The sequence below is a fragment of the Vannielia sp. genome (genome assembly GCF_029212645.1).
Classification (GTDB): domain Bacteria; phylum Pseudomonadota; class Alphaproteobacteria; order Rhodobacterales; family Rhodobacteraceae; genus Vannielia.
Genome location: NZ_JARGND010000014.1, coordinates 46,179 through 71,465, shown reverse-complemented (window position 1 = coordinate 71,465; position 25,287 = coordinate 46,179). Strand labels below are relative to the sequence as shown.

Sequence of the window (25,287 nt, the reverse complement as noted above, 5' to 3'; positions counted from 1 at the left end):
GACGGGCGCGGATCAGGCAGCATTCTGCCCGGTGCAAATAAGTTGGCAATGCCCTGGAGCTTGATGTGAAGACGAGACTCCGATCGCGCGGCTTCGGGTCGTCCGGCACACAAATGACCCATCCCGCTGAACGCAGCCCTTCGCGGTCGCCCCGTTTCAACCCGGGTCCGAGCAGGGGCAAGGCATGGGTCCAGCCGAGCGATTGCGCGAGCGCCGCGTCGTCCAGGAGAACCGCCTTGGCGTGGTCTCCCGGACGGTCGAGAACGGCCCGCAATACCGCCATGGCGCCCGCCTCCGGAAGCCCAAGCTCGTCCGAATTCCCTATCGCCCTGCGATAGCCCGATCGAACGCCGCGAGGTAGCGCCCAATCTGGTCTTCGGGCAGGAAGGCTCCGCTGAAGCTGTTCCTTGCAAGCTGGATGATCTCGTCATCGCTCAGCCCGAGCCCCCGTTGCGCTGCAACGAAGTTCGCCCCGATATACCCTCCAAAGTAGGGCGGATCATCGGAATTGACTGTCACTTTCAGGCCCGCCCTCAGCATCTTTGCGAGTGGATGGGCTTCGATCGAGTCAAAGACCTTGAGCCGAAGGTTTGAGAGGGGGCAGACGGTGAGGGTCATCCCACTGTCGATCAATTCCTGCGTCAGTTCGGCGTCTTCAAAGGCCCGCACCCCATGGTCCAGCCGGTCGGGCGCCAACCCGTCGAGCGCCTCGCGCACCGCTTCCGGCCCGCCTTCCTCGCCCGCATGTACCGTCGTCTTCCACCCCAGCGCGCGGGCACGGTCATAGAGCGGGCGGAACTTGGCCGTCGGATAGCCCACCTCGCTGCCGCCCATCCCGATGGCGGAAACAAGTGCAACCCATCGCGGGTGCTTCACGAAATCCTCGAAGGCGGCTTCGGCCTCTTCCAGCGGGCGCTGTCGTTGAAGCCCGAAGATCATCGACGCGCCAACCCCAAGCTCCGCCGCACCGTCTTCGAAAGCACGCGAAATGCCCGACATCATCGTATCGACGGAAACCCCCCGCCCCAGGTGGCCCTGAACCGATACGTGAAACTCCGCATGGCAAACCCCGTCGTCGGCGGCCTTTTCGAGATACTCCCGCGTCACCTCGTAAAAGTCCTGCTCCGTGACCATCACCGTCAGCCCGGCGTAGAACAGGTCGAGGAAAGTCTGGAGGTCATCGAATTCATAGGCCGCCCGCAGCGCGTCCGCATCGGCAAATGGCAGCGCGATCCCGTTGCGTTCGGACAGGCGCATGATTGTCTCGGGCTCCAGCGAGCCTTCGAGGTGCAGGTGAAGCTCGGCCTTGGGAAGCGATGCTATGGCGATCATTCTCGTCCTGTTCTGCTCCGGCCACGGACTCGGAGCGATGAAAGTTTCGGCAGCGCTGCGGTCGCGGCGCGGAAAGTTGCATCAGGTGAAAATTCCGTGATGCCCACCAGTTCGGCCGTCCTCGTGCAGAAATCATCCAACCACCTGAAATGCAACGGTTTACCCTTTGATGGTAGCTACATCGAGCGGCTTTGACAACGTTATCAGAAAACGTTTTCAAAGAGTCGACACCAAGCCAGCAATCGCCCGGATCCCCCGGATCGGGACGGACAAGAGACAGCAACAGGGAACCCAGGAGTTATCCGATGACATCAATCCGCAGCTACCTACCCAGCCTCATGGCCACCGCGGCCCTCGCCCTGCCCGCAGCCGCGGACGATCTGAAGCCGGTGACGGTGACTGTCGGAACCAGCGTTCTAAACGTCGGCTACCCGATGCTGACCCTGCCTGTGACGCTGGGGTACTGGGCCGATGAGGGTTATGACGTCACGGTCGAGCCCTCCGGCGCCTCCATGCAGGCGCTTCAGCAGATGGTCACGAACAACGCCCAGTTCGCGCAGGTCAATGCTTCCGTGGCGGTGCAGAGCAACGTCGAGAACGATCTTCCGGTGCGCTTTGCCATGGTCAACGGCGTGATGGATTGGTCCATCGCCGTACCGGTCGACAGTGAGATCACCTCGGTCGCGGACCTCAAGGGCAAGACCTTCGGGATCTTCTCTCTCGCAACCGGCGGCCTGCCGCTTCTCAAGAGCTATCTCAATGACAACGGCATCGACTCTGAGGCCGATGTCACCTACATCCCCACTGGCTTCGGCGCGGGGCCGGTGGAGGCGTTGAAGAACGGCCAGGTGGACGCGCTGATGTATTGGGCCTCGGCCAATGCCGGAATGGAGAACGCCGGGCTGGACCTGCGCTACATCTACGATGAAAGCTGGCGCCAGCTGCCCGATTATTCGCTGACGGTTATGGAAGCCACCGCCGACTCCGACCCCGACATGGTCGTGGGCATTGCGCGCGGCGTGGCCAAGGCCACGGTATTTGCGCTCGCCAACCCGGAATGCGCGGTCAAGCTGCACTGGCAGGAATACCCCGAGACCAAGCCCGCCGGAGACGAGGCGACGGCGCTCGAGTACGATCTCAACAACATCAACGCCCAGCTCGAGACCCTCGCCCTCGGCCATAAGCTGTCTGGCGGGGAAGCCTGGGGCGAGGTAAATTTGGAGGCGGTCGACCGCCTCCAGGCCTTCCTTAGCGACAACGGCATTGTCTCAGGCACCATGGAGGCCGCCGCATACACTCTCGGCATCCCGGATTATGCGGGGCGGGTCAGCGACTTCGACATCGAGGCGATCAAGGCCGCTGCCAGGTCCTGCGAGATGCTGAAGGGATGACGGCCCCCCTATCCATCCAGGCCGGCGCTTCGGTGCCGGCCCCTTCCCGGCCGGGTGAGGCTTTGGTGCGGATCGAGGCGCTGGAAAAGATCTATTCCACCCGCGACCGTGGCAATATCCACGCCCTGAGCGACATCCATCTCGATGTCGCTCCCGGCGAGTTCCTCACCATCGTCGGCCCCTCGGGGTGCGGAAAGTCGACCTTGCTCAAGATCCTCGCGGGAATTCTCAAGAAAACCTCGGGGCAGGTGCGGGTTGCCAATGCGGAGCTCTACGGCCCCAACCGCGACCTCGGCGTGGTGTTCCAGGCACCGGTCCTGCTGCCGTGGAAATCCGTGATCGACAACGTGCTGGTGCCCGCAAAGGTGCAGAAACTCGACATGGGCCAGGCTCGCACCCGCGCCCGCGAGCTGCTCGAGATGGTCGGCCTCTCCGGCTTCCAGGACCGTTATCCCGGGGAGCTGTCGGGCGGGATGCAGCAACGGGTCGGCATCTGCCGGGCCCTGATCCACAAGCCCAAGTTCCTGTTGATGGACGAGCCCTTCGGGGCGCTCGACGCGATGACCCGCGAGCAGATGAACCTCGAGCTGATGCGGATCTGGAAGGAGCAGGAAGCGACGATCCTTCTGGTCACGCATTCCATCTCCGAGGCTGTCTTTCTGGCGGACCGGGTGGTCGTCATGTCCCCGCGCCCCGGCCGGATTGCCGAAATCATGCCGGTCGATCTCCCGAGGCCGCGGAACCTCGAAATGTTCAATACCCCGGTCTTCGGCAAACACGTCGGCGCGATCCGGCGGCATTTCCAGAGTGAAGGAGGCATCGACTGATGGCCGCAACCGACACCGCCCCCGCCGCTGTCCCGGCACCCTCCACCGCAGATCCGGTGCGCGCCACCCGATGGAGCGAAAGCCGCGCCCTCTCGCCCCTGCTGCTCGTCGCCATGCTGCTGCTCTGGGAAGCTCTGATCCATCTCTTCGACGTGCCCGCCATCGTCGTGCCGACTCCCTCCGCCGTCGCGGTTGCGATGTGGGAGGGCATCGCCTCGGGCCTGTTCTGGCCGCACTTCCTCGTGACACTGTGGGAAATCATCGCGGGCTTCGGGATCGGCAGCGTCGTCGGCATCGCCCTGGGCGTGCTGATCGGCCTGTCACCGCTGATGGAGCGGCTGGTCTACCCCTATGTCGTGGCCTTCCAGACGCTGCCGAAGGTGGCCATCGCGCCGATCATCGTCATCTGGTTCGGCTACGGCATCAGCTCGAAGATCATCATCACCGCCACCATCGCCTTCTTCCCGCTGCTGGCCAATACCATCGTCGGGCTGCGCTCAGCCCCTCGGGAGCAGGTCGAGATGCTGGAGGCCTGCACCGCCAACCGCTGGCAGATCTTCCGCATGATCCGGCTGCCGCAGGCCCTACCCTATATCTTCGTCGGCCTCGACGTGGCCGTGGTCCTCTCGGTCATCGGGGCCATCGTCGGCGAGTTCGTCGGCGCCAAGGCCGGTCTCGGCTACCTGATCCTGCAGAAGAACTTCAGCTTCGACATGGCCGGGGTCTTCGCGATCCTCATCATCCTCTCGCTGATCGGCGTCGGGCTGCACCTGCTGGTCGTCGCGATCCAGCGCCGGGTTCTGTTCTGGAGCGAGGCCCATGCAAATTCCGTGACGGGCGCCTGAGCCGCCCGCCGCCAAAACCACCAAGACCACCAAGACCCAGGAAAGGATAACCACAATGGAGCGCAACATCCGCGCCGCCAGCCGGGACGAGGTTCCGGTGCTCGATCTCGCCCCGCTCATCGAAGGGGGCGATATCACCGCCCTCGCCGCGGAGCTCGACGCCGCCTGCCGCAACACCGGCTTCTTCTACATCAAGAACCACGGCGTGCCGGAAATGGTGCTGAACGCCGTCTTCGGCGCCACCCGCCGCTACTTCGCCCTCGGGCCAGAGCAGCGTGAGGCCGACCTCATGCACCCGACCTTCCGGCGCGGGTACATGCCCCAGGGCGTTACCAAGCATCCGGGCTTCAAGGCCGATCTGAAGGAAAGCTACGAAGTGGGCGTCGATCTGCCGCTGGACGACCCCGACGTGGTCGCCGGCACCCCTCTGCACGCGCCCAACCAGTGGTCGGACAACCTTCCATGGCTGCGCGAGGCTGCAGAAAGCTACTTCAACGAGATGCGCGCGCTCGGGGAGCGGATGTTGCGTCTCGCCGGGCTGGCCGTCGGCATGCCGGAAGAGCACTTCCTCCAGTTCAATAAGAAGCCGATGGTGCAGATGCGCCTGTTCCATTACGCCCAGCAACCGGAGGCCGGCGAGGCCGAGGGCCAGCACGGCGCCGCGCCCCACACCGATTACGGCCTGCTCACCCTGTTGGCGCAGGACCCGATCGGCGGGCTCGAGCTGCAGACCCGGCAAGGCGAATGGGTCAAGGCGCCCTATATCGACGGCACCTTCGTGGTGAACATCGGTGACATGTTCCAGCGCTGGTCGAACGACCGCTACTTTTCCAACAAGCACCGCGTGGTCAACCTGACAGGGCGGGAGCGCTATTCCATTCCCCTGTTCTACAATCTCGATTACGATGCGCCCCTGGAGTGCCTTCCCAGCTGCCTGGAAGAGGGCGAAGCGCCCAGACACGCGCCCACGACGGTCGGAGAATATCTGACCGGTCGTTTCAAGGCGGTTCAGGGCTTGAAAACGAAGGAAGATGCGGCGTGACTATTGCCGGGCGGCCCTTCGGGGCCGGCCGCCACACCGGGGGGAGGACGCAGGGTTTCATGGTATGGATGTTACGATAAAGGACATCGCCCGGCTGGCCGGGGTTTCGGTGTCTACAGTGTCCCGGGTCATCAACAAGACCGGCTTGGTGGCGCCGCAAAAGCACAAGGCCGTCGAGCGGGTCATGTCGGAAGTGAACTACATTCCGAACAATGCCGCCCGCGCCCTGGTCAACCGCCGCAGCAAGACCATCGGGCTGATCGTGCCGACCCTCGCCAACCCGATCTTCGCCCCCACCATCGGCGCGATTGAAACCTTCCTGGCAGAAAGCGGCTTCGGCCTCCTGATTTCCTGCAGCCACCGCAACCCGGACGCAGAACTTGCGCAGGCCCGGATGATGGTGGAACGCGGGGTGGAGGGGATGATCTTCACCGGCAGCTACCGCCATCCCGATCTCATGCCGCTGATCCGGACCCGGGGGATCGCGGCCGTGAGCCAGGACGACCCGCTCGGCGCGCCCGGCCTCCTCTCCATCGGCCTTCCTGACGCCGAGGCCATGGCCTGCGCCATCGACGCCCTGGTCGCCCTGGGTCACAGCCGGATCGGCATCGTCACCGGCCCGACCGGAAACACCCGGCCCATCGCGGACCGTCTCGCCGGCGGTGTGCAGCGCCTTCGGGATCACGGCATGGATCTCGGCCCCGAGGCGATTTCCGAGGCGGGAGACTACTCCGCCGAAACTGCCCGCGAAGCAACCCGTGCACTTCTGCGCAGGGACCTGTCGCTGACCGCCATCGCCTGCACCGGCGACGTTCCTGCCATTGGCGTCGTGGTGGAATGCATGGAAAATGGTCTGCGGGTGCCCGATGACATTTCGATCACCGGTTGCGGCCAGACGCTGATGGCTCAATATGTCTACCCTTCCCTCGCCACGGTCCGCCTCCCCTTTGACGAACTCGGGCGCATCGCTGCGGAGCGGCTCCTCGACCTGATCGAGGGTCGTGCAGCCGCGCCGGTCGGCACCCTCGGCTATGAATTCATCGAGGGGGCGTCGATCAGGACGTTGTGAGGTCGGCCGGATCTGCGCAGCCGGAGCGGGGCGGCTTGAGGCACCTGTGCTGATCGGCCCCCTGCGCCGTCTCCCCCACGATCTGGCGCAGCAGGTTGAGGGTGCAGTTGATGAGCGGATCGCTTTCCATCCGGCGGGGCCAGACCATGTAGAAGGAAACGGTCTTCAGCTCCTCCGGCACCTGCCGGCAGACCAGGTCGAAGTGGCGCATGTGCGCCTCCGCGGCGATGCTCGGCATGGTGGTCACGTAGTCGCTCTGTTCCAGCACGTAGCCGGTGCGCTTCAGGCCCTCGTCGAAGTTGGTGCGCTTCTGGAACATGTTGGAAAAGGCGAAGAAGCGATACTCCACCAGGTGTTCCAGCTCGATCTGTTCGCGCCAGGCCAGCGGGTTGTTCCGCGCCATCGCGGCAACGCGCCGGTCGTCGAAGAGCTTTTCGGAGTTCAGGCGCTTGGGCACGTCGCGGAACAGGCCGATGGCGATATCGAGCAGCTTGTTGTCGATCTGCTCGGGATCGAAGGCGCCGTGAACCGGTGCAGCCGCGGGATCACCTCCGGCGCCTCCTCCGCCAGCCGTTGCAGCAGCGGCCCGGCGATCACCGTCTCCAGGTGGGCGCCAAGCCCGATGTTCAGCACCCCCGTCGCCTGCGCCGGGCGGAAGTCCTCCGGCGCCCGGAAGGCCGCCTCCAGCGCGCCGAGCGCCTCCTGCACCGTCGCATGCAGCTCCAGCGCCCGCTCCGTCGGCTGGAAGCCGCCCCGCGTCCACACCAGCAGCGGGTCGCCGAGCAGCTCCCGCATCCGCGCCAGGTCCCGGCTCACCCCCGGCTGGGCCTTCTAGCAGCGTGACGTTGTCTGCCGCCAATGCGGGGGCTAGACTTTCTATCGGCCATCTTTGATAAACTGGCCTGTTTTACCAGGTCCGGGAAAGCAATGCAGGGAGGCTCGCCATTTCACGCTCAGCGGTTCGTCATTGCGGCGATGTCCTGGTCGGGAGCTTATCCCCTCGCGAGTTTGCTTGACAGTGCGACGGACATAAACTGCTACGGCGAAATCTATCGTGGAAGCCATGTGGAGCTTCCGCCCGACATTCGCCAAGAGCTTCGGCTGGCGCAGGACGACACCCAGGTCCGGAATGACACGGGTTTCGCTCTTTTCGACAGGCTCGAACAGGTGGTCCCAAGTCCTCTGCTGGGGTTCAAGATCTTGCCCAGCCAAGCCAAGATCCCGATCATCGACGAGACATTGAGGAACCCGCACTGGAAGAAGGTCGTCCTCAAACGCAATCCGTTGGAGGTTTTCCTGGTGTCGGAATGGGCTGCTCGCAACCACATGGGACGAGGTCACCGTATCGGAGAGGTCGAGCAAGTGCAGTCGCTTGAACCAGTGGCGTTCGATGGTGACAAGTTTGACGTTTTCCTACGGCGCTACCGGCAAGTCTATAAGACCTGGCGGGAGATGTCGGATGCGTTTCATCCTGATACCTGGTTTCGCTTCAATCATCCTCAATCCTCTCGCCCGCGACCGTCGGACCAGTTGCTGGACTTCCTGGGATCTTCCGCGCGGGGTGCCGACCTGGTCAATGAAAGACATGACATCCCTGTCGAAAGCGTCACGAGTTTGGTCGACAATTACGAGACCCTGGCGGCGCACTTGAACAACCGCGGCATGTCGCACCTGTTGAAAGGGGACTGTTGCATTAATCAAATGACAGAAATTCCGAGGTAAGACGCAAGCTATATATAGTTAATAATGATCTGTTTCACGCACATGTGGTATAAAAGGAGTGATTGATCGGTCTGAATCCCGGCCTTTCCAAATTAATGCAACAGTCCCCTCTGGCGAAAGTTGACCGGCTATCACCGACGAAGCCGCGCAGAGACAAAGATGAACTGCGTCAAACTCCTTGGCCAAGGCCTCATGGCACGAGACTTCGACCGGCAGGTTGCCGAGCTCCAAGTCCGGATCGCGGTGCTCAATCGCTACACCGCTCTTGGCATACCCAAAACTGAGCCCGTAGGATAAGTGTGTCCAGGGAAAGGGGAACTCCGTTCACACCACGATTTGTGCAACAGAGCCGCCGCGATCTGGGTAAAGTTTTCACCGGCATCAAAAAGGTTTAAAGTGGGAAGTTCATAGCGGGCTACGGCACACACGGCGAGACGGTGGTCGAACGTTCAATGCGTTACCATTTTCCTCCCTTGCAAGATTGTCGCAGGATGTTCGAAGACTTTATCGGTCAGCCAATCCCTTGGTCGGAAGAGACGGATGAGTGGCTGGGTGATATCGAGCCTGACTATGACTACAGCGGTCTTGAGAGCGGTGGCGGTACGCCGTTTTGATATATGTGAAATAGGCAAACGGGGCGGCTTTGTGCCGCCCTTTTTTGCACCGTGGTGGTGGTCACCAATTTTGCCAATACACCCTATATCACCCATACAAGAACCTCTTTCTTCTCCCTACAGTAAGGAAACAAGCGAAGCATTTAGGCTGAGCAGCGGCGGTTTTGCGCATATGGTGGGTATAACCTCCGGGCGGTCCACCAAGGCGCTCCAGGGACGCCATAGGACCTGTAGTGCGGTCTTTTTGGGGGTTTACCCGTGCACATCCAAGGTCAGTGTCAGTCAAGCGGTCTTCTAGGCCATTTCTAATTCGTTCCTCAACTTTTTCACCTGTTCCAGCGTGGTCACCAAAACTGTGTCTAATCCGTGTAGGTCAAAATGTTGTGCCTCCCACCCAGCCAACGCTTGGTAGTCTGTAGTCGTCAATAAAATTATTAGGAACTAAGAAGAATGGTGCCGCTGAGAGGACTCGAACCTCCGACCCCATCATTACGAATGACGTGCTCTACCATCTGAGCTACAGCGGCTTACAGGCCCTACTATGGCCCTACTAATTCTTCTCCCGTGCCCCGAACTCTTTAGTTTTGCAAGCCATTTTCGCGGGGACCCGCTACTTACGAAGGACCTGCTCTACCTGCTGAACTATTGAGGCACGCGACCGCCCGTTTAAACGCAACATGCGGCTCGTTCAAGCAAGATTCAGAACGGAATGTTGGCGTCATCGTCTCCGAATCCGTATCGTTCTGTTTCTTCGTCCATCGGCCAAGCTGGGCGACCTGCTCTCCTGAGGGTCCGTTATTTGGGGTTCGCTCTTTTCAGGTCTTGGGTTCTTTGACCGTTTAGCAAATCCCGCCGATGTCAGACTAGCGAAGCCTGGATGGGGGGCAGGTGGATCGGGGCGAAATTCTTGAGATTTTATGAACCTACCGTCCACCAAAGCTTGGCACCCGCATGTTCAATATTTAGGCGACATGCAGAACATGTGCTTAACAAAAGGGCGTTTCCCTGTATGGTTGGGAGCATGGAGCGATCGCCGCTTACGATCCGGTGCGAGATATTTAGGTTCGGACCGTCTACACATTGATATCCTGGGAGATAGAGCTTGTTCATCCGAAACATCCTTGGCGCTGGGGCCGTGCTGGCCACCGCTTTGACCGCCACCACCACAGAGACCCGCGCGGAGAGCCATGCGATGGCTGTTCCCTTTGCGCTGGACTGGAAATTTGAGGGCCCTGCTGCCCCTTACTTTGCGGCCATCGACAATGGCCACTTCGGGGAGAACGGGCTGAGTGTGGAGATCACCGCAGGCTCCGGGTCGCTTGATGCGATCCCGAAAGTGGCCACCGGGGCCTTCCCGGTTGGCTTTGCCGATATCAACTCGCTCATCAAATTCCTCGACCAGAACCCCGGCGCGCCCGTGACCGCGGTGATGATGATCTACGACAAGCCGCCTTTTGCCGTTATTGGCCGCAAATCGCTGGGCGTCAGCGCCCCTAAAGACCTTGAAGGCAAGGTTCTGGGCGCACCGCCGCCCGATGGCGCATGGGCGCAGTTCCCGATCTTTGCCGCTGAAAACGGCCTCGACATGGAGGCGATCACCGTGGAGCCTGTTGGCTTCCCGACCCGTGAGCCGATGCTGGCCGAGGGTAATGTTGCGGCGATCACCGGCTTCTCTTTCAGTTCATACCTCAACCTTGTTCGGCTGGGCGTTGACGAGGAAGATATCTCGACTTTGTTAATGGCTGATTACGGGGTGGACCTTTACGGGAATGCGATCATCGTCAACACTGAGTGGGCGGCTGACCACACGGATGAGCTGAAGGGCTTTTTGGCCGCCGTGGCTGCGGGCTGGAAAGACGCCATTGCTGACCCTGCCGCCGCCACCGCCAGCCTGATCGAGCGGAACCCGGCCGCCGACGCTGCGCTGGAGCAGCGCCGTTTGCAACTTTCGATTGATGCCAACGTGCTGACCGATGCGACCACGACCAACGGCTTTGGCCCGATTGACGAGGCCCGCTTTGCCAGCGCGATCGAGCAGATCGCCACCACCTATGAATTTCAGAACGAGCCCGATGCCTCGCTCTATTTCACGGGTGATTACCTGCCTGAAGGCGGCTTTGCGCTGAAGTAATCGCAAAACCCGGTGGCCCCGATTATGCACGCGGGCCACCGGACACGCACGAAAGAGCCGCCAATGAATAACCTCATCGAAATCAAGGGCGTGCGCCACGCCTACACAACGGCTGACGGGCCTTTGCCGGTGCTTGACGGGCTTGAAATTGCCGTGCCGGAGGGCGGTTTTGTTGCGGTTGTTGGTCCGTCTGGCTGCGGAAAATCCACCCTGACGCGCCTTGTGGCGGGGCTGATGATGCCGGATGTGGGCGAGGTTTGGTTGCATGGCGAACGGGTGAAGGGGCCGCGCTCGACGGTGGGCATGGCCTTTCAAAACCCGGTGCTTCTGGAATGGCGCACCATCCTGCAAAACGTGATGCTGCCGCTGGAGATTGTGCCCACGAAATTGAGCCGTAAAGAGCAGAAGGAGCGGGCGCGCTACCTGCTGGCGCTGGTGGGGCTGGAGGGGTTTGAGGACAAGCGGCCAAGCGAGCTTTCGGGCGGGATGCGGCAACGCGCGAGCCTGTGCCGCTCACTGGTGCACAAGCCAGAGGTGCTGATTCTGGATGAGCCGTTTGGTGCGCTGGACGCCTTTACCCGTGAGGATTTGTGGCAAACGATGCACAAGGTGAAAGAGGCAGAGCCGTTTACCGGGGTGCTGATTACCCATGATTTGCGCGAGTCGATTTTCCTTGCGGATCAGGTGGTTGTCCTTTCAGGGCGGCCTGCCAGAACGCAATATGTGCTGGATGTGCCCAACACCGGGCCACGGGATCTGGAGCATCTTTACACCCCCGAGGCGGCTGAGATGCTGGCCGTTCTGCGCCACCAGATCGAGGTGGCGCAAGGGCGGGCGCCGGTTGAGGAGGGCGTGGCATGAACCCCGGTTTGCGCAAGTTTTTCGTTCCGGTCCTCGCGGTCGTGATTTTCCTCATCCTGTGGGAAGCTCTGGTTTGGGTGATGGGCTGGCCGAACTACAAGATGGCCTCGCCGTCTGATCTGGTTCCGGCCTATGCAAAGTACTGGAATCTCTTCTTTATCATGGGCTGGCAAACCCTGTGGCGCACCGTTGTGGGGCTTGTCCTTGCGATCATTGTAGGCGTTGGGATTGGCATGGTGATGGGCTTTTCGCGCACCATGCGAGAGGCGCTTTACCCCTTGCTGGTAGGCTTCAACGCGATTCCCAAGGCGACCGTGGTGCCGATTGTGGCGCTGATGTTTGTTGGCGCGCATGACTTCAACACCGTGCTGATTGCTTTCATGATTTCCTTCTTCCCGATTGCTGTGAGCATCTCGATTGGTCTCAGCACGCTGGAGCCGGAATATCGTGATATTCTAAGGGCTTTGGGGGCGTCGCAGGCGACGATATTCTGGAAAATCGCGCTGCCGAAAACCCTGCCGGAATTCTTTGGGGCGCTGAAAGTGGCCGTCACTCTGGCCTTTATCGGGACCAACCTGATGGAGATCGTTTCCCCCCACGGGAGGGGGCTTGGGGCCTTGTTTGACAGTGCAAAAACCAACTCTGACTACCCGTTGATGTTTGCCGTTCTGATCGCGCTCGCGGGGCTTGGCATCTTGCTTTATTACATCGTGGTCTGGCTCGAAAACACCTTTGCCGGATGGGCCGAGCGCCAGCCGGGATAGGGGCCAAACGTTGCGCGGGCGGGGGGTTAACGCTTGTGCGATTTTTGCCGTTCATCGCAACGAGATCACAGCCACAACCGATGCACATGTGATGCACAATCCATGCGCATCGGATTTCTGGCCCGAAGGTTAAGCGAACGCAGCGGCCGGTCGCCTAACCGGCCATGAAGCGGCGCAGCATTTGCGCCTCCTGGCCCTGCATCAGCTTTTGCGCGGATTCCATATGGGCGGCCATGATCGAGCGGGCCTTTTCGGGATCGCCCGAGCGCAGCGCAGCGAGGAGGCGGCGCTGGAAGTCACGGCCTTGTCGCCACAGCTCAACATTGGGAGGGGCGTAGAGCTCCTTATAGACGGTGAGGTCTGACAGGATCTTGACCATGAAATCGATCGTGAAGCTGAGCAGCGGGTTTTTGGACTGCGCCGCCAGCAGCGCGTGGAAGCGCAGGGAGGCGACGTGCTGTTCGCGCTCCTCCTCCAGCGTGGTGGCGGGGCTGTCGTAGCTGGCGATGGTGGCCTCAAGCTCGGCCAACACCTCAGCGGAGAGTTGCCCGGCCAGCGAGGCGGCAAGTTCAGGCTCCAGCACGCGGCGCAACTCGTAAATGTCGGTGATCGTGAGATCCTTGAAGTAGAAGTAATTGCCCAACAGCGCGCGGGCGCGATCCTGGCCCGGCTCATGTACGAAGCTGCCGCCGCCGGGGCCGGTGCGGGTTTTCACCAATCCTTGCGCCTCAAGTATCCGCATCGCCTCGCGGATGGTGCCCTTGGCCATGCCGAACCGCTCGATCAATTCGGCCTCGGAGGGGAGGCGATCACCGGCTTTGAGGCCCTGTTCGACGACCCATGTCTTGATCGCTTCGGCCACGCGGACCGGGCGCGAGAGTTTGGGCTCAGGAGAGGGGGTGGAAACAGGCGGCAAACTGGGAATCTCCCATTTGGGTAAGCGGTGGATCATTGGCGCGACACTCATCTGTAGCGCGGGGGCAGCGGGTGGCAAAGGCACAACCGCGCGGCGGGTTGAGCGGATCGGGCAGTTCGGCGGCGGCGGATTCGGGCGCGGTGAGGGCGCGGCCCACCACCGGCGCACTATCGGCCAGCAGCTTGGTATAGGGGTGCTTGGGCGCGCGGAACACATCTTCGGCGCGGCCAATCTCGACCACGGCACCGAAGTAGAGCACCATGATCCGGTCACTCACCGCCTCGACCACCGCAAGATCGTGGGAGATGAAGAGGTAGGTGAGGTTGAACTCCTTCTTGAGCCGCGCCATCAGGTTGAGCACCTGCGCCTGCACCGAAACATCAAGCGCCGATACCGGCTCATCCAGAATGATAATCTCGGGCGCGGCGGCCAGCGCGCGGGCGATGCCGATGCGCTGGGCCTGACCGCCGGAAAACTCGTGCGGGTAGCGATCAAGGAACTCTTCGCGCAGGTTCACCGAGGCAAATATTTCGGCAATGCGGGCAGTGCGCTGGGGCTTGTCCATGCCGTGCAGCAGGCGCAGCGGGGCCTCCATGATCTGGCGGATGGTCTTACGCGGGTTCAGCGATGAGATCGGGTCCTGGAACATGTATTGGATGAGACGGCCAAAGGCGGCGGGATCGGCATTATCCAGCGCCTTGCCAGCGATCTCGATATGGCCGGTCGTCGGCTCCAGCAGGCCCACCAGCATCCGCGCGAAGGTGGATTTGCCGCAGCCACTTTCACCGACCACGCCAAGGGTTTCGCCCTCGGGCACCTCGAAGGACACGGGGCGCACGGCGCGCACGCCGGGGCGGGACTTTGACAGGAGGCCACCGCCGATGGTGAAGGTCTTGGACAGGTTATCGACCTTGAGGGCGAGCTTGGTCATGCGATGTCCTCCTCGGGGTGGATGCAGCGGACGGCGCGTTGCTGCTTTCCTTCCCGCAGGGCGATGTAGCCAACGCGGCATTCTGCCGTGGCCTTGTCGCAGCGCGGCGCGAAGTGGCAGCCGGGGGGCAGATCATCGACCATCGGGGGCAGGCCGGGGATGGCCGCAAGCTCACGCCGCCCGCCGCCAAGCTCGGGCACGCAAGCGATGAGGCGCTTGGTGTAGGGGTGGGCGGGCGTGGCGAGGATGGCATCGGTTGGTCCCTCTTCCACGATGCGGCCTGCATACATGACGGCGACACGATCACAGAGTTGGGCCACCACGCCGAAATCATGGGTGATGAACACGATCGCCAGCCCCCGCTCGCGGCGCAGGTCATTGAGCAGCGACAGGATTTGCGCCTGCACGGTGACATCGAGCGCGGTGGTTGGTTCATCGGCGATGATGATATCGGGGTCATTGGCCATGGCCATGGCGATGCCGACCCGCTGGCGCATCCCGCCCGACATTTCATGCGGATAGGACGAGAGGCGGGTGGCGGCATTGGGGATGCGCACGGCTTCCATCAACTCCAGTGCGCGGCTTTTGGCATCGGCGCGGCTGACGGGGGCGTGGCAACGGATGGCTTCGGCCAGTTGGTCGCCCACGGTGTAGAGCGGGTGCAGCGTCGAGAGGGGATCCTGGAAGATATAGGCAATGCGGTTGCCGCGTATAGAGCGCAGGGTCTCGTAATTGGCCGAGAGCAGATCATCGCCCTCAAGGCGCACCGCGCCGCCGGTGATGACACCGGGCGGAGAGGCGACGAGGCCGGTGAGGGAAAGCGCGGTGACGGATTTGCCAGAGCCGCTTTCCCCGATGATGCCGAGGCATTCACCGGGGTTCACCTGAAGCGAGACCTTGCCCACCGCCTCATAGCGACGCTCGCCCACATGGAACTGGGTTTCAAGATCATCGACCGCCAGCAGCGGGGCGGGGGTGGCGGCGGCGGGCAGGGTGCGGTTGCGCGCCACCTTGGTAACGGCCATGGGCCGGGACAGAGCGCCGGAGCGAAGGCGGGGATCAAGTGCGTCACGCACGCCATCGCCCAGCAGGTTCACCGACATGACGATCAGGAAGATCATCACGCCGGGGATGATCGAGGTGTGCGGGTGGGTGGTAAAGGCGGCGCGGGCGAGGCCGAGCATTGAGCCGAGGTCACTATCGGGCGGCTGCGAGCCGAGGCCGAGGAACGACAGGCCCGCCGTTTCAAGGATCATCCAGCCGACGGTGGTGGACATGGCGATCACGATCACCGGCAACACATTTGGCAGGATTTCGGACAGGATGATCCGGCTGTGCCCCTTGCCTGCCAGCCGCGCCGCATCAACAAATTCGCGGTGCGAGAGGCCCACGGTGATGCCCCGGATATTGCGGGCAAAGAAGGGGATGTTGACGGCGGCAACCGCGATCAGGGCGTTGATGAGCCCGGTGCCCAGCGCGGCAACGATGGCCAGCGCGAGGAGGATATAGGGGAAGGCCATGAGCATATCGATCAGGCGCATCAGGATGTTATCGGTGCGCCCGCCGAAGTAACCCGAGAGGATGCCGATGGCCGAGCCAAGGAAGGCCGCAAGAAAGGCGGCAACGGCCCCTACGGCAAGGGAGGTGCGGGTGCCCCAGAGCAGCCGCGAAAGCTGGTCACGGCCAAGATGATCGGCGCCCAGCAGGTAGCCCTCGGAGAAGGGCGGCGTGAAGCGGGCGGCGGTGTGGGGCAGGTTGGGGTCTTTCAGCGGCAGGATCGGCACGGCGAGGGCCATGAGCACGATCACCGTGAGAACCACAGCGCCAACAGCGGCGAGGCGGTTGCGGAAGAGGAGCTTGAAGAAGGCGATCATGCGGGGCCTCCCGTGGGGAGGGCGGGTGTGGCTGTGCCCGGAATCAAGCCGCAGGCGCCGGGCGTGCGCCGTTCCGCCCCCCGGAGTGGCGCTTGGGGGACGTTTTGGATGACCTTGGAGGGTGGATGACGACGGGACCACAAAGCCCACCCGCTCAGAGGGCGCAGCGCCACCCCGCGGAACGGCGCACGCCCGGCTTGAGCGAGGCGGCTCATGTCTTGATCCTTGGGTCGAGCATGCCCTGGGCAACGTCGACCACGATGTTGAACAGCACGTAGCAGGCGGCGACAACCACGACGCCGCCTTGCACCAGCAGCACATCGCGCTGGCGGATCGCATTCACCAGCATCTGGCCGATGCCGGGCCAGTCGAACACCATTTCGATATAGACCGCGCCCGAGATCACGAATCCGGCCTGGATGCCGAGCACCGGGATGATCGAGACCATTGCGGCCTTGAGCGCGTGTCCCATGATGACCCGCCGCTCGCCCACGCCCTTGGCCCGTGCGGTGCGGATGAAATCCTGGCGCAGCACCTCCAGCATGGCCGAGCGGGACAGCCGCGCAATCACCCCGGTGGCCACAACAGCCAGCGCCGAGGCGGGCAGGACGAGGTGATTGGCCAGATCGGCCAGCCCGCCGCCGCCATAGATGAGATACATGCCCGACACGGGAAAGAGCTTCCACTTCAGGGCGAAGAGGATGATGAGGATCATCCCCAGAAAGAAAGAGGGGATGGAGATGCCGATCAGCACCACGAAGGTGATCGCCTTGTCGGCAAAGCCATACTGCCGCGCCGCCGAGATCACCCCGGCGAGGATGCCCAGTACGGCACAGAGCACAAAGGCGACGCCTGCGAGGATGAGCGTGTTGCCAAAGCGGCCCATCACCTCATCAATCACCGGTTTGTTCTGCGAGTAGCTGCGGCCAAAATCACCGGTCAGCATGTTGCCGAGCCAGATGAAATACCGCGCGACCAGCGGCTTATCGAGGCCAAGGTCACGGTTGAGCTTTTCGACATTTTCGGGTGTGGCGTAGCTGCCGAGGATCGCGGTGGCGGGATCGCCGGGTATCATCGCCATGATGAAGAACACCAGCACCGAAACGCCGATCATCACCGGGATCGCGGCGGCCAAACGCTTGAGGATATAGGCACCCATGGGCGGCTCCTGTGTGGCTGGCGCAGGCAGGACAGGCCGGGTGGGCGAATGTGTGGGCAGCGCCCACCCGGCGGGGAGAAGTGCCCGGCCCCAACACACGCACAGATGGGGCCGGACGGGAAAAAAGAGAACTCGTTACCAAGCGCGCGTTACTTCTTCACCACGTTCTGAAGCGAGAGCAGGAAACTTGGTTCCAGCTCGAAACCCTCAACCCGGTTGCTGGTGACGGCGTTCTGCTTCCAGTTGGCGACAAAGACCCATGGGGCATCTTCCTGCACGATGGCTTGCATCTTCTTGTAAAGCTCGGCGCGTTTGCCTTGGTCCACGGCGGTGCGGGCCTCTTCGAGCAGCGCATCGACCTCGGCGTTGGAATAGTAGCCCGAGTTGAAGCCGCCCTTGTCGGGCCAGGCATCGGTGCGCAGGGCGAGGTAGGGGAGGGTATCGGGATCATTCGTCATCCAGGCCATTTCGGCCATGTCTGCCTTGCCTTCCAGCCCCGGATTGACGTTGCCGAGGAAGGTGTTCCACTCGTAGGTTTCGATCTTCACATCAAGGCCCACGGCGGCGAGATCGGCCTGGATGGCGGTGCCCATGGCGACGGGATCAAGCATCCCCGAGCCGCCCTCGGTGACGTAAAAGGTGAGCGATGCGCCTTCGGCCCCGGCTTCGGCCAGCAGGGCCTTGGCCTTCTCGGGATCGTAGGGGTACGGTTCAAGATCGCTGTTGTAGGCCCAAGCAAAGGCGGGCGGGGTGGGGCCGGCGGCGACTTCGGCGGTGCCTTCAAGCACGTCATTCACCAGCGCTTCCTTGTTGATCGCGTAGTTCGCGGCCTGACGCACGCGCTTGTCGGCAAAGGGCCCTTCCTTGGCGTTGAGGATCAGGAACCAGACGTGCGGGCCTGCCTGCTCGGCCACGGTAAAACCATCGCCGGAGAACTGCGACAGTGAGGTTGGCGGGACTTCAACCATCATGTCGATCCCGCCGGCGATCATCTCGGCGGTGCGGGTGTTGGCGTCTTCGATGGGGCGGAAGACAACGGCCTGTGTGCCGGCCTTTTCGCCCCAGTAATCCTCATACCGCTCCACGACGACAGCCTCATTGGCGCGCCATTCGACAAACTTGAACGGGCCGGTACCCACGGGCGAGCGGCCATAATCAGCGCCGCCAGCCTCAACCGCCGCAGGAGATACGATGAGGCCTGTTGGATAGGCGAGGTTACTCAAGAACGGCGCGTAGGGGGCCGAGAGGGTGAACTTGACCGTCAGATCATCAACTGCGGTGGTTTCGGTGACGGAAGAGAAGAAGAAGGCCAGCGGGAAGGGGCCGGTATTGTGAAAGGAGTGATCCTCTTTCAGCATCCGATCAAAGTTGAACTTCACCGCTTCGGCGTTGAACGGGGTGCCATCATGGAAGGTGACGCCCTCGCGCAGCTTGAAGGTATATTCGGTGCCATCCTCGGACACCACCCAACTGGTGGCGAGGCCGGGGGCGACCTCGAGCGTGCCGGGTTTGTAGCGGGTGAGGCCCTCGTAGAGGTTCACCAAGATGCGAAAGTCATTCACCGCGGTGACGGCGGCGGGATCGAGCGACTTGGGTTCGGCCACCTGCCCGACGATGAGCACGCCTTCGGGTGTTTGGGCCGAGGCCGCCAAGGGCGCGGCGAGGGGCGAGAGGGCCAGGGCGGCCCCCATGGCAAGCACCGTGCGGCGGGTCCATGAAAGAAGGGTCATTCGTGTCTCCCTGTTTGGAGGATTTCGGGCCCACCCTTGGCGGGCGGTGCGTGTTATGCGTAAGGTCAATTTATAGTGATAAATTGCTGCGGTCAATTTTTCATGATAAATTTGCGGTCAAGGAGTTACGTTTCGCCCATGACATTCTCACTTCTCGTAAGAGATGCACAAACAAACGCCATCGCCGGGGTGGCCGCCACCGGCAGCCTTTGCGTGGGCGGATGGGTGCTCCGGGGCCGGTGGGGCACCGGAATGAGCGCCAGCCAGGGCGCGGCCCCTTCAACCATTTGGGGTGAGTCGGTGCTGGACGGTATCGCAGGCGGCCAAAGCCCGACCGAGGCCATAGAGGCGGTGGTTGCGCCGGATGAGGGGCGCGACTGGCGCCAGCTTACAGTGCTGGACATGCGCGGGCGGGTGGCGAGCCATGATGGGGGCAGGAACACCCCCGAAGTGGCCAGCCTTGCTTGCGCCAGCGGGATTGCGGCGGGCAATATGCTGGAGCGGCCAACGGTGCTGGAGGCGCTGATTGGCGGCTATGAAAACGGCAAAGGCAGCCTGCCCGAGCGGCTGATTACAGGGCTGGCAGAGGCGCAGGCGGCGGGTGGGGACATTCGCGGGCTGAGTTCAGCCGCGCTGCTGGTGCTGCGGGAAGACGAAGCGCCGCTCACCCTGCGGATTGACTATGCCGAAGCGCCGATTGAAGCACTGAGCGCCCTGCTGGAGCGAGCGACGAGCGGTGACTATGCCAAATGGGCGAGCCAGGTGCCAACCCCGGCAGACCCCTATCGCGTGCTGAAGGGATGAGCGCCGTGGCGCAGCGCTGGGGGGAGCGGGCGGAGGCGCATTTGCGCGCACTGGCAAAGATCTCGGCAGGCGGGCCGGGGGTGACGCGGCTGCCCTATACCGCAGAGCACCGCGCGGCGCTGGTTTACCTTGCGAGGATGATGACGGCTGCCGGGTTGGTGCCGCAGTTGGATGCCGCCGCCACGTTGATTGGCCGCAAAGGCGAGGGGCGCACCTTTTACCTGGGCTCACATCAGGACAGCGTGCCGAACGGCGGCGCTTATGATGGCATCGCTGGCGTGGTGCTGGCGATTTTGGCGGTGGAACTGCTGGCGCAAGAGGGCGTGGAGCTGCCTTTTGCCGTGGAGGTTTGCGCCTTTGCCGATGAAGAAGGCGTGCGCTTTCCGACGGCGCTGGTGGGATCGCGGGCGCTGGCGGGCAGCAACGATATGGCAACGCTCGCCCCCGGAGAGCCGATGCGCGCGGCGATGGAGGCATTCGGGGTGAACCCGGAGGGCATCCCGGCGCTGGCGCGTGATCCGGCCAAGGCGATTGGCTACCTTGAAGCGCATATCGAGCAGGGGCCGGTGCTGGAACGGGCGGGCGAGGCGCTGGGCGTTGTTACCGCGATCTGCGGGATCGAGCGGCATCAGGTGCGCCTTCGGGGCGAAACCGGCCATGCGGGCACCTTGCCGATGGAGGGGCGCCAGGATGCGTTGGTGGGGGCGGCTGCGCTGGTGACAGAGGTGAACCGGCTGGCACGAAGCACGCCCCAATTGCGCGGCACGGTTGGGGCGCTGGAGCTTGCCCCGAATGCGGTGAACGCGGTGCCGGGCGAAGTGCGGCTGACGATTGAACTCCGCTCCGAAGACGATGCTCTGCGCGAACAGGCTGGCGCGGCGCTGACCCGTTTTGCGCAGGCCACCGCCAAAGAGATGCGGCTGGGGCTGGAGATGCGTCGCAGCTATCACCAACCCGCCGCGCCCTGTGATGCAAAGCTGCGCAAGGTGCTGGCCGGGGCGATGCGCACAACCGGTGGTAAGGGGATGGAGCTGCCCTCGGGGGCAACACATGATGCCAGCGCCATGGCCGATCTTTGCCCGATTGCGATGCTGTTCCTGCGCTGCAAGGGGGGCCTGAGCCACCGCCCCGAAGAATCCGCCACGCCGGGTGATCTTGGCCAGGCCGTCGTGGCCATGGCCGCCTTCCTGCGCGCCCTGCCGGCTGCTTAAATTTTCAGCACAAGTTCGCTAATTTCCTGTCATCATGTCAATTCACTTTGTAAATCCGGCGCGCAGCTTAGATACTCGGAGCAATGACGGGGACATTTGATGAAATGTGGGGACGCGATCCGGAGAGCCAAAAGCTCCGCCGCCCCTACGAGGTATTCGGCCAGTGGTATGACGGGGAAGACCCCGCGCGACTGAGAGCCAAGCAGCGCGAAGCCGAAGAGGTTTTTCGCCTGACGGGCATCACCTTTAACGTGTATGGGCAATCGGCGGCCGAGGAACGGCTGATCCCGTTCGACATTGTGCCGAGAATCATCTCGGGCAGTGAGTGGACGAAGCTCACACGCGGGATCGAGCAGCGGGTACGGGCGATCAACGCCTTTCTCTATGACATTTACCACCGCCAGGAGATCATCAAGGCGGGGCGTGTGCCGCGTGAGATGATCCAGCACAACGATGCCTACCTGCCCGAGATGGCCGGTGTGACGCCGCCGGGCGGGGTGTATACGCATATCGTGGGCATTGATCTGGTGCGCACGGGCGATGATGAATTTTATGTGCTGGAAGACAATGCCCGCACGCCCAGCGGTGTGAGCTACATGCTCGAAAACCGCGAAACCATGCTCAAGATGTTCCCCGAGCTTTTCTCGAAAACGCGGGTGCAGAAGGTGAGCCAATACCCGCGCTCGCTGCTGCGGTCCTTGCGGGCCTGCGCGCCGGCCAACACCGAGGGGACGCCCACTGTCGCCGTGCTGACGCCGGGCAGCTACAACAGCGCCTATTTTGAGCATGCTTTCCTCGCGGATGGCATGGGTGTGGAACTGGTGGAAGGGCATGATTTGCGGGTGGTTGATGGCCGCGTCGCCATGCGCACCACGCGGGGCTACAAGCCGATTGATGTGCTGTATCGCCGGGTTGATGACGAATTTCTTGATCCGCTCAACTTTAACCCCGATAGCGCCCTTGGCGTGCCGGGGATCATGGATGTGTACCGCGCCGGAAACATTGCCATTGCCAACGCACCGGGCACCGGCATTGCCGATGACAAGGCGATTTACAGCTACATGCCTGAGATCGTTGAGTTTTACACCGGCGAGAAGGCAATTTTGCAGAACGTGCCAACGTGGCGGTGCAGCGATGCTGACAGCCTGAAATACGTGCTGGAAAACCTCAAGGATCTGGTTGTGAAAGAGGTGCATGGCTCTGGCGGATACGGGATGCTGATTGGCCCGACAGCCACCAAGAAAGACATCGCCGAGTTCCGCAAGAAGCTGCAAGCCAGACCGAGCAACTACATCGCGCAGCCCACGCTGAGCCTTTCGACGGTGCCGATCATGACGCAAAAGGGCCTTGCGCCGCGCCACGTAGACCTGCGCCCCTTTGTGCTGGTCAGCCCGGAGGGGATCAACATTACCCCCGGCGGGCTGACGCGGGTGGCGCTGCAAAAGGGCTCGCTGGTGGTGAATTCCAGCCAGGGCGGAGGCACCAAGGACACTTGGGTGCTGGAGGACTAGGGCATGCTTGGGAAAACCGCAGGGGGGCTGTTTTGGATGTTCCGCTCGCTTGAGCGGGCCGAAAACATTACCCGGGTGATCGACACGGGCCAGCGCATTGCCCTCACCCGCTCGGCGGATGATGCCGATGAGTGGGCCTCGATCATGCAGACGGCCTCGGTCGATCTGGGGTATTTCGAGAAATACGACGAGCTGTCCAAGGATGCGGTGATCGACTGGATGTTGCGCGACAAGGATAACCCCTCGTCGGTGCTGCGCTCGCTGGAGAGTGCACGCAACAATGCCCGCCTTGTGCGCACCGGGCTGACCCATGAAGTGTGGGAGGCGATGAACGGCTGCTGGATGGAGATGAAGGAGCTGCTGCGCCGCAAGGTGAACGAGCGCGATCTGCCCAGCGTGCTTGAAGTGATCCGCCAGCGCACCGGCCTTGTGCGCGGCGCGACCCATGGCACCATGCTGCGCAATGACATCTACGATTTTTGCCGCATCGGCACCTTTCTGGAACGGGCCGACAACACCGCCCGCATTCTGGATGTGAAATACTATGTGCTGCTGCCCTCTTCCTTTGCGGTGGGCTCCAGCCTCGACAATGTGCAGTGGGAAACCATCCTGCGCTCTGTCTCCGCCGACAGCGGCTACCGCGCGGTTTATGGCCATGACACCAACCCGCGCGACATTGCCAGCTTTCTGGTGCGTGACGGGCGGATGCCCCGCAGTCTTTACTTTTGCGCCAACCGGCTGATGGAGAACCTCAACTTCATTGCCCATGACTACGGCAGCGGCTGTTTGGCCCGCGACAAGGCCGAAGCGCTGTGCCGCAGGCTGCGAGAGAATGACATCGACAATGTTTTCGACTATGGTCTGCACGAGTATATTCAGGACATCCTGATCTCGCTCGGGGAGCTGAGCCGACAGATCGAGATTGATTTTCGCTTCTACCAGTAAAGCCGTTCCGACAGATCCAGCCGCAAACGAGACAGAATGCGCCTCAAAATTCGCCACGTCACGAAGTACAGCTTCACCGAGCCTGTTGTTTACGGGCTGGAACAGCTGCGCAAAACGCCCAAGAGCCACAGGGCGCAGACCGTGCTGAACTGGAAAACCAAGGTGGCTGGCGGCGAGAAAGAGCTGCAATACGAGGATCACCACCGCAATGTGGTGGAACTGATCAGCATCGCCCCCGGCGCGACCGAGCTTATCCTTTCAAGCGAGGGCGAGGTGGAGATGCAGGATGCGTCGGGGGTGACTGGCCCGCATGAAGGCCCGGCGCCGGTGTGGCTGTTTGAGCGGTCTACCCCGCTTACGCGCGTGGGGCCAAAGGTGCGTGATCTTGCCCGCGGGGTGGCTGGCAAGGAGGGGCTGGATCAGCTTCACGCGTTGCTTGGCGCGGTGCATGAGGCGGTGAAATACCAGATCAACACCTCGGAACCGGACTGGACCGCCGAGCGGGCGCTCGAAGAGGGGTGCGGCGTGTGCCAGGATCAGGCGCATGTGTTCATCGCCGCCGCGCGCCATTTGAAGCATCCGGCGCGTTATGTTTCGGGCTATCTCAAGCTGGATGACCGCACCGATCAGGACGCCATGCACGGCTGGGCCGAGGCACATGTGGATGGCCTGGGCTGGGTGGGCTTTGACGTGAGCAACAAGGTTTCCCCCGATACGCGCTATGTTCGCGTTGCAACAGGGCTGGACTATGGGGATGCTGCTCCGGTAACTGGCACCAGAATTGGCGGCGAGGGCGAGGTGCTCACCGTTGAACTGGACATTTCGCAGCAGTAAGAGCCGGGCAGGACAAAAATGACATATTGCGTGGGAATGAAGCTCGATTGCGGGCTTGTCTTCATGTCGGACACCCGCACCAATGCGGGCGTTGATAACATCAGCATTTTCAAGAAAAGCCACACGTGGGACGTGCCCGGAGATCGGGTGATTACCCTGATGTCGGCGGGCAACCTTGCTACAACGCAAGCGGTGGTGAGCCTGCTGGAAGAGCGCACCAAGGCCCCCAGCGAGCGCTCTCCTTCGGTGCTGGAAGCGCCAAGCATGTTTCAGGTGGCGCGGCTCATTGCGGCATGTCTGCGCGATGTGATTGCCCTTCAAGCCGACGTGGGAATGCGGGCTGACAGCAAATTCAACGCCACGCTGATCCTGGGCGGCCAGATCGCGGGCAGCGATCCGCGGCTTTTCATGATTTATCCCGAGGGGAACTTCATTGAGGCGGGCGACGACACGCCGTTCTTTCAGATCGGGGAAACCAAATATGGCCGGCCCATTCTGGTAAGGGCCTATCGCCCGGAGATGACCTTTGCCGAGGCGATCAAGCTGCTGATGGTGAGCTTTGATTCAACCATCAAGGCGAACCTCACCGTGGGGATGCCGCTGGATGTGCAGCTTTACGAAGCTAACTCGCTGAAGAGCGGGTTGAGCAAGCGGATTGAAGTGGACGATGCCGATTTTCGCCGCATCTCGGATGGGTGGGGCGAGGCGCTTGGGCAGGCCCTCGATAGCCTGCCGGATATCGAGCTTTAACGCCGCCCCCAACGGGATCGCCGG

General features: G+C 62.3%; 24 protein-coding genes, 1 tRNA gene and 2 pseudogenes. 17 read left to right on the top strand and 10 right to left on the bottom strand.

Going from position 1 to position 25,287, the window contains the following annotated elements; translation table 11 throughout:
- Both P1U55_RS06845 and add read right to left on the bottom strand, forming a co-directional pair.
- Window positions 1–283: pseudogene (locus P1U55_RS06845) on the bottom strand (hypothetical protein); the annotation flags it as partial.
- A 38-nt stretch (window positions 284–321) separates the two neighbouring features.
- Complete coding sequence (gene add / locus P1U55_RS06840; protein WP_301046786.1) at window positions 322–1,332, bottom strand: adenosine deaminase; 1,011 nt, start codon at window positions 1,330–1,332, stop codon at window positions 322–324.
- Between the two features lie 305 nt (window positions 1,333–1,637).
- On the opposite strand from add, the gene P1U55_RS06835 reads away from it, so the two are divergent.
- The 5 genes from P1U55_RS06835 (at window position 1,638) to P1U55_RS06815 (ending at window position 6,506) form a co-directional block, all read left to right on the top strand.
- Window positions 1,638–2,723, top strand: coding sequence for an ABC transporter substrate-binding protein (locus P1U55_RS06835; RefSeq protein ID WP_301046785.1), 1,086 nt, complete (start codon window positions 1,638–1,640; stop codon window positions 2,721–2,723).
- A complete protein-coding gene (locus P1U55_RS06830) occupies window positions 2,720–3,550 on the top strand; it encodes an ABC transporter ATP-binding protein (protein WP_301046784.1) in 831 nt (276 codons plus the stop codon). The genes P1U55_RS06835 and P1U55_RS06830 overlap by 4 nt, the downstream gene beginning before the upstream one ends.
- Window positions 3,550–4,395 (top strand): ABC transporter permease, encoded by an 846-nt coding sequence (locus P1U55_RS06825; RefSeq protein ID WP_301046783.1) that lies wholly within the window; start codon window positions 3,550–3,552, stop codon window positions 4,393–4,395. The genes P1U55_RS06830 and P1U55_RS06825 overlap by 1 nt, the downstream gene beginning before the upstream one ends.
- Before the next feature lie 55 nt (window positions 4,396–4,450).
- Window positions 4,451–5,437 (top strand): 2-oxoglutarate and iron-dependent oxygenase domain-containing protein, encoded by a 987-nt coding sequence (locus P1U55_RS06820; protein WP_301046782.1) that lies wholly within the window; start codon window positions 4,451–4,453, stop codon window positions 5,435–5,437.
- A gap of 64 nt (window positions 5,438–5,501) precedes the next feature.
- Window positions 5,502–6,506, top strand: coding sequence for a LacI family DNA-binding transcriptional regulator (locus P1U55_RS06815; RefSeq protein ID WP_301046781.1), 1,005 nt, complete (start codon window positions 5,502–5,504; stop codon window positions 6,504–6,506).
- Here P1U55_RS06815 and P1U55_RS06810 read toward each other — a convergent pair.
- Both P1U55_RS06810 and P1U55_RS06805 read right to left on the bottom strand, forming a co-directional pair.
- Window positions 6,493–6,963: a LysR substrate-binding domain-containing protein gene (locus P1U55_RS06810; RefSeq protein ID WP_301046780.1), complete on the bottom strand. Its 471-nt coding sequence runs from the start codon at window positions 6,961–6,963 to the stop codon at window positions 6,493–6,495. The two genes, P1U55_RS06815 and P1U55_RS06810, sit on opposite strands and share 14 nt — an antisense overlap.
- Window positions 6,948–7,301, bottom strand: coding sequence for a hypothetical protein (locus P1U55_RS06805; RefSeq protein WP_301046779.1), 354 nt, complete (start codon window positions 7,299–7,301; stop codon window positions 6,948–6,950). Before P1U55_RS06805 ends, P1U55_RS06810 begins: the two co-directional genes overlap by 16 nt.
- A 63-nt stretch (window positions 7,302–7,364) precedes the next feature.
- On the opposite strand from P1U55_RS06805, the gene P1U55_RS06800 reads away from it, so the two are divergent.
- The 3 genes and pseudogenes from P1U55_RS06800 (at window position 7,365) to P1U55_RS06790 (ending at window position 8,842) form a co-directional block, all read left to right on the top strand.
- A complete protein-coding gene (locus tag P1U55_RS06800; RefSeq protein ID WP_301046778.1) occupies window positions 7,365–8,228 on the top strand; it encodes a hypothetical protein in 864 nt (287 codons plus the stop codon).
- Window positions 8,229–8,336: 108 nt separating this feature from the next.
- A pseudogene (locus tag P1U55_RS06795) lies at window positions 8,337–8,525 on the top strand (IS5/IS1182 family transposase); the annotation flags it as partial.
- A 194-nt stretch (window positions 8,526–8,719) separates the two neighbouring features.
- Window positions 8,720–8,842 (top strand): hypothetical protein, encoded by a 123-nt coding sequence (locus P1U55_RS06790; RefSeq protein WP_301046777.1) that lies wholly within the window; start codon window positions 8,720–8,722, stop codon window positions 8,840–8,842.
- Between the two features lie 451 nt (window positions 8,843–9,293).
- Here P1U55_RS06790 and P1U55_RS06785 read toward each other — a convergent pair.
- Window positions 9,294–9,369: transfer RNA gene (locus tag P1U55_RS06785), tRNA-Thr, on the bottom strand.
- Window positions 9,370–9,959: 590 nt separating this feature from the next.
- On the opposite strand from P1U55_RS06785, the gene P1U55_RS06780 reads away from it, so the two are divergent.
- The 3 genes from P1U55_RS06780 (at window position 9,960) to P1U55_RS06770 (ending at window position 12,598) form a co-directional block, all read left to right on the top strand.
- Entirely contained in the window at window positions 9,960–10,973 is a 1,014-nt protein-coding gene (locus P1U55_RS06780) for an ABC transporter substrate-binding protein (protein WP_301046789.1), read from the top strand.
- A gap of 63 nt (window positions 10,974–11,036) precedes the next feature.
- Window positions 11,037–11,834, top strand: coding sequence for an ABC transporter ATP-binding protein (locus tag P1U55_RS06775; RefSeq protein WP_301046776.1), 798 nt, complete (start codon window positions 11,037–11,039; stop codon window positions 11,832–11,834).
- Window positions 11,831–12,598: an ABC transporter permease gene (locus P1U55_RS06770; protein WP_301046775.1), complete on the top strand. Its 768-nt coding sequence runs from the start codon at window positions 11,831–11,833 to the stop codon at window positions 12,596–12,598. The genes P1U55_RS06775 and P1U55_RS06770 overlap by 4 nt, the downstream gene beginning before the upstream one ends.
- 154 nt (window positions 12,599–12,752) lie before the next feature.
- On the opposite strand, the gene P1U55_RS06765 is transcribed toward P1U55_RS06770, so the two are convergent.
- The 5 genes from P1U55_RS06765 to P1U55_RS06745 all read right to left on the bottom strand — a co-directional run bounded on the left by P1U55_RS06765 (window position 12,753) and on the right by P1U55_RS06745 (window position 19,208).
- Complete coding sequence (locus tag P1U55_RS06765) at window positions 12,753–13,460, bottom strand: FCD domain-containing protein (RefSeq protein WP_301046774.1); 708 nt, start codon at window positions 13,458–13,460, stop codon at window positions 12,753–12,755.
- Window positions 13,461–13,485: 25 nt separating this feature from the next.
- A complete protein-coding gene (locus tag P1U55_RS06760; RefSeq protein WP_301046773.1) occupies window positions 13,486–14,445 on the bottom strand; it encodes an oligopeptide/dipeptide ABC transporter ATP-binding protein in 960 nt (319 codons plus the stop codon).
- The gene (locus P1U55_RS06755; RefSeq protein ID WP_301046772.1) at window positions 14,442–16,319 is read right to left on the bottom strand and encodes a dipeptide/oligopeptide/nickel ABC transporter permease/ATP-binding protein; all 1,878 of its coding nucleotides are present in this window, start codon (window positions 16,317–16,319) and stop codon (window positions 14,442–14,444) included. The genes P1U55_RS06760 and P1U55_RS06755 overlap by 4 nt, the downstream gene beginning before the upstream one ends.
- Before the next feature lie 211 nt (window positions 16,320–16,530).
- Entirely contained in the window at window positions 16,531–17,478 is a 948-nt protein-coding gene (locus P1U55_RS06750) for an ABC transporter permease (RefSeq protein WP_301046771.1), read from the bottom strand.
- A gap of 149 nt (window positions 17,479–17,627) precedes the next feature.
- On the bottom strand, window positions 17,628–19,208 hold the full coding sequence (locus tag P1U55_RS06745; RefSeq protein ID WP_301046770.1) for an ABC transporter substrate-binding protein: 1,581 nt from the start codon (window positions 19,206–19,208) through the stop codon (window positions 17,628–17,630).
- Between the two features lie 138 nt (window positions 19,209–19,346).
- Here P1U55_RS06745 and P1U55_RS06740 point away from each other — a divergent pair, with 138 nt between their 5' ends.
- The 6 genes from P1U55_RS06740 to P1U55_RS06715 all read left to right on the top strand — a co-directional run bounded on the left by P1U55_RS06740 (window position 19,347) and on the right by P1U55_RS06715 (window position 25,263).
- Window positions 19,347–20,012, top strand: a complete 666-nt coding sequence (locus P1U55_RS06740; protein WP_301046769.1) for a DUF1028 domain-containing protein — start codon at window positions 19,347–19,349, stop codon at window positions 20,010–20,012.
- Between the two features lie 5 nt (window positions 20,013–20,017).
- Window positions 20,018–21,223 (top strand): M20 family metallo-hydrolase, encoded by a 1,206-nt coding sequence (locus tag P1U55_RS06735; RefSeq protein WP_301046768.1) that lies wholly within the window; start codon window positions 20,018–20,020, stop codon window positions 21,221–21,223.
- Window positions 21,224–21,306: 83 nt separating this feature from the next.
- Complete coding sequence (locus P1U55_RS06730; protein WP_301046767.1) at window positions 21,307–22,734, top strand: circularly permuted type 2 ATP-grasp protein; 1,428 nt, start codon at window positions 21,307–21,309, stop codon at window positions 22,732–22,734.
- A gap of 3 nt (window positions 22,735–22,737) precedes the next feature.
- Window positions 22,738–23,679, top strand: coding sequence for an alpha-E domain-containing protein (locus tag P1U55_RS06725; RefSeq protein WP_301046766.1), 942 nt, complete (start codon window positions 22,738–22,740; stop codon window positions 23,677–23,679).
- Between the two features lie 36 nt (window positions 23,680–23,715).
- Window positions 23,716–24,513 carry a transglutaminase family protein gene (locus P1U55_RS06720; RefSeq protein WP_301046765.1) on the top strand — a complete coding sequence of 266 codons (798 nt, stop codon included), beginning with the start codon at window positions 23,716–23,718 and terminating at the stop codon, window positions 24,511–24,513.
- An 18-nt stretch (window positions 24,514–24,531) separates the two neighbouring features.
- Complete coding sequence (locus P1U55_RS06715) at window positions 24,532–25,263, top strand: proteasome-type protease (protein ID WP_301046764.1); 732 nt, start codon at window positions 24,532–24,534, stop codon at window positions 25,261–25,263.
- The last annotated feature ends 24 nt before the right edge of the window (window positions 25,264–25,287 follow it).